The sequence below is a fragment of the Inquilinus sp. 2KB_23 genome (assembly GCF_052115705.1).
Classification (GTDB): Bacteria; Pseudomonadota; Alphaproteobacteria; order DSM-16000; family Inquilinaceae; genus Inquilinus; species Inquilinus ginsengisoli_A.
In genome coordinates this window covers 1-7,249 of sequence record NZ_JBFRHF010000058.1, presented here as the reverse complement: position 1 = coordinate 7,249, position 7,249 = coordinate 1, and the positions used below count along the sequence as shown (strand labels likewise).

Here is a 7,249-nt window from a genome sequence, read left to right as displayed (position 1 = left end):
GCGCGGCGGCGGCCGAGCGCGCCGGCGTCATCGCCGATCGCCTCGTCGATGCCGGCGTCCTGGTACCATTTCAAGAGCGCGATGATCTCGGCGGGGTGCACGGCGACGGTCGATTCGCTGGTCCTGTCCATGCCCTAGAAGCGGCAGCCCCGCCTGCCCTGTCAACCCTGCCGCCGGACCCGTTGCCGCACCTGCCGCAGCGGCCGCCGAGTTAGATCGGCGTCGCAGCCGGCGCGAAAGCTGCCGCGACATGATCGGCCATTCGATTCCCGGGATGCATTTATGTAGCATGCCGCCAACCAAGGAAGGGGCGCGCGATGGAACGCGAATCGATGGAGTACGACGTCGTGATCGTGGGCGCCGGGCCGGCAGGCCTGGCGGCGGCGATCCGGCTGAAGCAGAAGGCGGCGGAGACCGGGCGCGAGGTCAGCGTCTGCGTGCTGGAGAAGGGGTCGGAGGTCGGCGCCCACATCCTGTCCGGCGCCGTGCTGGACCCCCGCGCGCTGAACGAGCTGATCCCCGACTGGAAGGAGAAGGGCGCCCCGCTCGACACCCCGGTCACCCAGGATGAATTCCACTACTACACGTCGGTCAGCAGCTTCCGCCTGCCGAACTTCGGATTGCCGAAGGAGCTGCACAACCACGGCAACTACATCGTCAGCATGGGGCTGGTGACGCGCTGGATGGCGCAGCAGGCCGAGGCGCTGGGCGTCGAGATCTATCCCGGCTTCGCCGCGGCCGAGGTGCTGTACCACGAGGACGGGTCGGTCAAGGGCGTCGCCACCGGCGACATGGGCATCGGCAAGGATGGTCAGCACACCGGCAACTACACGCCGGGCATGGAGCTGCACGCCAAATACACCCTGATCGGCGAAGGCGTGCGCGGGTCGCTGGCCAAGATGCTGATGGAGAGGTTCCAGCTGCGCACCGAGTGCGACCCGCAGACCTTCGGCCTGGGGGTCAAGGAGCTGTGGGAGGTGAAGCCGGAGAATCACCGCCCCGGCCTGGTCCAGCACGGCTTCGGCTGGCCGATGAACAACGAGACCTATGGCGGCGGCTGGCTCTACCATTTCGGCGAGAACCTGGTCTCGATCGGCTATGTCGTCGCGCTCGACTACAAGAACCCGTACCTCTCGCCGTTCGAGGAGTTCCAGCGCCACAAGAACCACCCGCTGATCCGCCCGACGCTGGAGGGTGGCAAGCGCCTGGCCTATGGCGGCCGCGCCATCAACGAGGGCGGGCTGCAGTCGATCCCGAAGCTGACCTTCCCCGGCGGCTGCCTGATCGGCTGCTCCGCCGGCTTCGTCAACGTGCCGCGAATCAAGGGCAACCACACCGCGATGAAGAGCGGCATGGTCTGCGCCGAGGCGGTGTTCGACGCGCTGGCCGAGGGCCGCGAGGGCCATGACGAGGTCACCGCCTATCCCGAGCGGCTGAAGGCCAGCTGGCTGTGGCAGGAGCTGACCACGGTGCGCAACTGCCGCCCGGCCTTCCGCTGGGGCACGCTGCTGGGCACGCTGTATTCCGGCCTCGAGCTGTGGACCCGCGGCAAGCTGCCCTGGACGCTGCGCCACAAGCATGCCGACCACGAATCGCTGCGCCCGGCGGCGCAGTCGAAGAAGATCGACTATCCCAAGCCGGATGGCGTCGTCACCTTCGACCGCCTCTCCTCGGTGTATCTCTCGAACACCAACCACGAGGAGAACCAGCCGTCGCATCTGAAGCTGAAGGACCCGTCGGTCCCGATCGCCTACACCCTGCCGCTGTATGACGAGCCGGCGCAGCGCTACTGCCCGGCCGGGGTGTACGAGGTGGTGCGCGCCGAGGATGGCAGCGACCCGCGCTTCGTGATCAACGCGCAGAACTGCGTGCACTGCAAGACCTGCGACATCAAGGATCCCAAGCAGAACATCGTCTGGACCGTGCCCGAGGGCGGCGGGGGACCGAACTACCAGATGATGTGAGAACGGCGGGCCGCAACCCGCCCCCTTCCTGTCATTGCCCGGCTTGCCCTCGGATCAAGTCCAAGGGGGCAATCCAGGGGCCACCGAGAGCCGCTCTGGCCGCCCCTGGATGCCACGGTCAAGCCGTGGCATGACAAGCAAGGGGCTGGCCGCCCCTCTCGGGGCAGCAGGATCGCGCTATGTTGTACCCTGGGCGCACCGCAGTTATGGTGCGAATCGGGACTCATTGCGGAACCAGAATGGTGCAGGCCGAGATCAACGCCGCCGTCGACCGACTGCAGAAGGCCGGTCTGCGCCCGACGCGACAGCGCGTGGCCCTGGCGCGGCTGCTGTTCGACGGCCGCGACCGCCATGTCTCGGCCGAGGCGCTGCACGGCGAGGCCATCCTGGCCGGCCATGCGGTGTCGCTGGCGACCGTCTACAACACGCTGCACCAGTTCACCGAGGCCGAGCTGCTGCGCGAGGTCGTGGTCGATGCCGGCCGGTCGTATTTCGACACGAACACCTGCAACCACCATCATTTCTACCGCGAATCGACCGGCGAGCTGCAGGACGTGCATGACGAGGCCGTGGTGGTCTCGGCCCTGCCCGCCGCCCCCGCCGGCACCCGCATCGCCCGGGTCGACGTGGTGATCCGCCTCGCCGAAGAAACCTGAGCGGCGCCTGCTATGACGGCCGCGCCCCGCATCTCCGGCCTGCTGGAGACCTCGCTCTACGTCGCCGATCTCGACCGCGCCGCCGCCTTCTACGAAGGCGTGCTGGGCCTGCGCGTCATGCTGCGCAGCCCCCGGCTGGTGGCGCTGGATGCCGGGCGGCAGGGCGTGCTGCTGCTGTTCCTGGCCGGCGCCACCTCCGCCGATGTGGTCGAGGCCGGCGGCACCATCCCGGGGCATGAGGGGGCGGGCCGGCTGCACATGGCCTTCGCCGTCCCGGCCGAGGACCTGGACGCCTGGCGCGCGCGGCTGGCCGCGGCGGGCGTCGCCCTGACCGGCGAGATGGCCTGGGCCCGCGGCGGCGTCAGCCTGTACATCGCCGATCCCGACGGCCATGTGGTCGAGCTGGCCACGCCGGGGCTGTGGCCGAACTACTGAGGCTCTAGGGCTGCGGGACCCGCCGGTCCGCGAAAGGACGGAACAGGCCCGACACCAGGCCGGCGACCAGCACGGACAGGCCGCCAAGGCCGAGCCCGACCACCACGTCGCCCAGCGTGTGGCCGCCCAGCGTCATGACCCAGGCCACCGCCAGGATGGTGGCCGCCGCCGCCGCGATGCGCAGCCAGGGCCGGCCCGGACCGGCCAGCAGCGCCAGCGTGCCGACCGCCACCACCGCCAGGGCGGAATGGCCGCTGGGCAGCACCAGCCCGACCTGGCCGAATCCGTCGGGATGCCAGTCCACCACCATCCGCGCCGCGCCCGTGCCGGCGACGGCCAGCGCCAGGGCGGCCAGGCTGAACCCGGCCAGCCGTCCCTGGCCGCGCGCGAAGGTCACCGCGGCGACGATGATCTGCAGCGGCACCACCACGGTCCACCAGCCCAGCAGGCCGATCGACATCAGGAGGACGATGGTCTTCATGGCCGCGATGGTTCCACGGCCGCCGCTGCCGGTGAAGGGGGCAAGGCGGCGCAGCGCCGGCCGCCTTCAAAAAGCCCGAGGCGTGCGCGATGCTGGACCCGGTATCCAGGCCACTCCGCCCCACCCGCATGGCATCATCAAGAAGAAGGCGTTTCCGATTCGCCGCTCATGCGTTTAGTAAGAACCGCCCTGGGATCGATGAACCGCCCGCATGTCCGCCAGCTTCTCCGTCGCCGCCGTCCTCCTGCAGCTCCTGACCGCCACGGCGGGGCCTGAGCTGCACCTGCCCGATGCCGGCCAGCTCGCCGCCTACCGGCCGCTGCAGACCACGCGCATCTATGCCGCGGACGGGTCGCTGCTGCGCGAATACTATGTCGAGAACCGGGTGGTGGTGCCGATCGCCAGCCTGCCGCCCTATCTGGTGCAGGCCTTCATCTCGGCCGAGGACCAGAATTTCCGCCACCATCTGGGCGTCGACCCCGCCGGCCTGGCCCGCGCCATGGTCGCCAACATCCGCAATTTGCGGAAGGGGCGGCGCCTCGAAGGCGGCTCGACCATCACCCAGCAGGTGGCGAAGAACCTGCTGCTGACCAACGAGGTCAGCGCCCTGCGCAAGATCAGAGAGCTGATCCTGGCCTTCGAGATCGAGGACGACTTCTCCAAGGACCAGATCCTGGAGATGTACCTCAACGAGATCTATCTCGGCCGCGGCGCCTACGGCATCGGTGCGGCCTCGGCCCGCTATTTCGGCAAGCCGCCGGCCGAGCTGTCGCTGTCCGAGGCGGCGTTCCTGGCCGCCCTGCCCAAGGCCCCGAACAACTACAACCCGATCACCCGGCCGGAGGCAGCCCGGACGCGCCGCGACTACGTGCTCGACCGCATGGCCCAGGATGGCGCCATCACCGCTGCCCAGGCGGCCGATGCCAAGGCCCAACCGCTGGCGGTGCGCGCCCAGGCGCCGCTGGAGACGGTGCACGCCCCCTATTTCGCCGAGGAGGTCCGGCGGTCGCTGCGCAAGAGCTACGGCAACGACCAGCTTTACGGCGGCGGTCTGACCGTCCGCACCACGCTGGACCCGCGGCTGCAGCGCATGGCCGACCAGGCGCTGCGCGCCGGGCTGGAGCGGTTCGACCGCAACCGCGGCTGGCGCGGGCCGATCGCCAACATCTCGGCGATGCTGGACCTGCCGGCCGCCGCCCAGGAAGTGGCCCAGGCCGAGGCCGCCCAGCCGCCGGCCGCAGAGCCGGCCCCGCCGCAGCAGGGCCGCCTGCTGGGCGCGCTGGCGGCCATGGGCGTTCATCTGCCGGAGCATGAGGCGAAGCCGGCCGTGGTCGCGACGCCCAAGGACACGCGCCCGGTGTGGCAGCGCTTCCTCAACGGCATCGACCGCCCCGCCGACATCGACGGCTGGAACCTCGCCGTGGTGCTCGAGGTCGACCGCCAGGCCGCGACCGTCGGGCTGGAGGACGGCAGCCAGGGCCGCATCGACCGCGGCGACCTGGGCTGGGCCCGGCGGGTGGAGAACGGCCGCCTGGGCCGCCAGGTCAACGGCGCCGACGACGTGCTGGCCAAGGGCGACGTGATCTGGGTGCGGCCGTCCGAGAAGACGTCGGCCGTCGCGGTCGCCGCCTATTCGCTGCGCCAGGTGCCGGAGGTGTCGGGCGCGCTGGTCGCGGTCGACCCCTTCACCGGCAAGGTGCTGGCGATGTCGGGCGGCTTCGACTTCTCGCTCAGCGAGTTCAACCGCGCCACCCAGGCGAAGCGCCAGCCCGGATCGGCCTTCAAGCCCTTCGTCTACCTCTCGGCGCTGGAGCACGGCTACACCCCGTCCAGCCTGCTGTACGACACGCCACTCTCGGTCGACCAGGGCGAAGGCGTCGCCCGCTACCGCCCGCGCAACTACGGCGGCGGCTACATCGGCGTCGCCACGCTCCGCTCCGGCGTCGAGCGGTCGCGCAACGTCATGACCGTGCGCCTGCTGGTCGAGATGGGGCTGCAGCCGGTCAAGGAGACCGCGGAGGCCTTCGGCGTCTACAAGGACATGCCGCTGTACCCCTCGATGGGGCTGGGCGCCGGCGAGACCACGCCGCTGAAGCTGACCACCGCCTACGCCACCATCGCCAATGGCGGCTACCACATCAGCCCGTACCTGATCGAGCGGGTGCAGGACCGCGACGGCCGCAGCCTGGTCCAGGGCGGCGTGACGCCGGCCCGGGCGGATTGCGTGCCCTGCGCCGCACCGGCCTGGACCGGCCAGGCCACCCCGGTGCGGCCGCTCGGCCAGCAGTTGGACGACCCGATCGCCAACTACCAGATGATCTCGATCCTGCAGGGCGTGACCCAGCGCGGCACCGCCGCCCGCCTCGCCGGGCTGGGCCTGCCGCTGGCCGGCAAGACCGGCACCACCAATGATTCGAACGACGCCTGGTTCGTCGGCTTCTCGCCCCGCCTGGCGGTCGGCATCTTCGTCGGCTACGACAAGCCGCGCACCCTCGGCGCCGGCGCCACCGGCGGGTCGATCGCGGTGCCGATCTTCAGCGACTTCATCAAGGACGCGCTGGCCGGCAGCGATCCCGGCAACTTCGCCGTGCCGCCCGGCGTCAGCTTCGCCTATGTCGACCGCCGCAGCGGCTATGCCGCCGAGGGCAGCGGGCCGGACGTGATCATGGAGGCGTTCCGCCCGGGCACCGAGCCCGGCCCGCCGCCGGTCGTCGACACCTATGGCGAGACCAGCCAGGACGCATTGACCGGGACCGGCGGGCTGTACTGACATCCGGCTGGGCCGCAGCTGACGGGATCTCAAGCGTCTTCACGTTTGCCTCTGCCGCTTGCGGAGAGGCAACACAAAGTACAGCTCACCCAAAATCGTCTGGCTCTAAGCAGCATCCTTGATGCCGGCCGGCTTCGGCCCCCCGGTGGCCCAGTCCAGCAGCTCGACCGTGTGCACCACCGGCAGATCCGTGCCGAGGCCGATCTGGGTGATGCAGCCGATGTTGCCGGCGGCGACGATCGCCGCCCCGGTGCTCTCCACCGCCCGCACCTTGCGCGCCCGCAGCTCGTCCGCGATGTCGGGCTGCAGCAGGTTGTAGGTGCCGGCGGAGCCGCAGCAGAGATGCCCGTCCGGCACTTCGCGCACCGCGAAGCCGGCGGCGGCCAGCAGGCGGCGGGGCGGCGCCGCGATGCGCTGGCCGTGCTGCATCGAGCAGGCGGAATGATAGGCCACCGCCTGGCCGGTCGCGGTCGAGGGCGGGTTCAGCCCGATCTCGTCCATCAGCTCGGTGACGTCGCGGGCCAGGGCCGAGACCTTGGCCGCCCGTCCGGCCCAGGTGGGGTCGGTGCGGAACATGTGGCCGTAATCCTTGACCGTGGTGCCGCAGCCCGAGGTGTTGATGACGATGGCGTCAAGCCCGCCGGACTCGGCCTCGCGGCTCCAGGCCTCGATGTTGGCGCGGGCCGAGGCCCGGGCCGCATCCTCGCGCCCCATATGGTGGGTCAGCGACCCGCAGCAGCCGGCGCCCCGGGCCACCACCACCTCGACGCCATGGCGAGTCAGCAGGCGGATGGTCGCCTCGTTCAGCCCCGGATCGAGCACGGTCTGGGCGCAGCCGGACAGCAGCGCCACCCGCCGCCGCCGCGGCCCTTGCGCCGCGAACACCTGCGGCCGGTCGACCGGGCTGGGCGGCGCCAGCCGGCGCGGCGCCAGGGCCAGCATC

6 protein-coding genes are annotated in these 7,249 nt (G+C 70.8%); 4 read left to right on the top strand and 2 right to left on the bottom strand.

The window, feature by feature from the left end:
- Window positions 1-317 precede the first annotated feature (317 nt).
- The 3 genes from AB4112_RS35695 to AB4112_RS35685 all read left to right on the top strand — a co-directional run bounded on the left by AB4112_RS35695 (window position 318) and on the right by AB4112_RS35685 (window position 3,055).
- The gene (locus AB4112_RS35695; RefSeq protein ID WP_441727190.1) at window positions 318-1,964 is read left to right on the top strand and encodes an electron transfer flavoprotein-ubiquinone oxidoreductase; all 1,647 of its coding nucleotides are present in this window, start codon (window positions 318-320) and stop codon (window positions 1,962-1,964) included.
- A gap of 239 nt (window positions 1,965-2,203) precedes the next feature.
- Window positions 2,204-2,620, top strand: coding sequence for an iron response transcriptional regulator IrrA (gene irrA, locus AB4112_RS35690; protein WP_441727188.1), 417 nt, complete (start codon window positions 2,204-2,206; stop codon window positions 2,618-2,620).
- A gap of 12 nt (window positions 2,621-2,632) precedes the next feature.
- Window positions 2,633-3,055 carry a VOC family protein gene (locus AB4112_RS35685; protein WP_441727186.1) on the top strand — a complete coding sequence of 141 codons (423 nt, stop codon included), beginning with the start codon at window positions 2,633-2,635 and terminating at the stop codon, window positions 3,053-3,055.
- Window positions 3,056-3,059: 4 nt separating this feature from the next.
- Here AB4112_RS35685 and AB4112_RS35680 read toward each other — a convergent pair whose 3' ends face one another.
- Complete coding sequence (locus AB4112_RS35680) at window positions 3,060-3,536, bottom strand: phosphatase PAP2 family protein (RefSeq protein WP_441727184.1); 477 nt, start codon at window positions 3,534-3,536, stop codon at window positions 3,060-3,062.
- Window positions 3,537-3,747: 211 nt separating this feature from the next.
- Between AB4112_RS35680 and AB4112_RS35675 the strand changes: the two genes are divergently transcribed.
- On the top strand, window positions 3,748-6,306 hold the full coding sequence (locus AB4112_RS35675) for a penicillin-binding protein 1A (RefSeq protein ID WP_441727182.1): 2,559 nt from the start codon (window positions 3,748-3,750) through the stop codon (window positions 6,304-6,306).
- A 105-nt stretch (window positions 6,307-6,411) separates the two neighbouring features.
- Here AB4112_RS35675 and AB4112_RS35670 read toward each other — a convergent pair.
- The coding region (locus AB4112_RS35670) for a heterodisulfide reductase-related iron-sulfur binding cluster (RefSeq protein ID WP_441727180.1) at window positions 6,412-7,249 on the bottom strand (838 nt) is incomplete at its 5' end.

Coding starts and splice junctions, on each gene's coding strand:
- AB4112_RS35695 (WP_441727190.1), top strand. CDS start 318: ATGGAACGCGAATCGATGGAGTACGACGTCGTGATCGTGGGCGCCGGG.
- irrA (WP_441727188.1), top strand. CDS start 2,204: ATGGTGCAGGCCGAGATCAACGCCGCCGTCGACCGACTGCAGAAGGCC.
- AB4112_RS35685 (WP_441727186.1), top strand. CDS start 2,633: ATGACGGCCGCGCCCCGCATCTCCGGCCTGCTGGAGACCTCGCTCTAC.
- AB4112_RS35680 (WP_441727184.1), bottom strand. CDS start 3,536: ATGAAGACCATCGTCCTCCTGATGTCGATCGGCCTGCTGGGCTGGTGG.
- AB4112_RS35675 (WP_441727182.1), top strand. CDS start 3,748: ATGTCCGCCAGCTTCTCCGTCGCCGCCGTCCTCCTGCAGCTCCTGACC.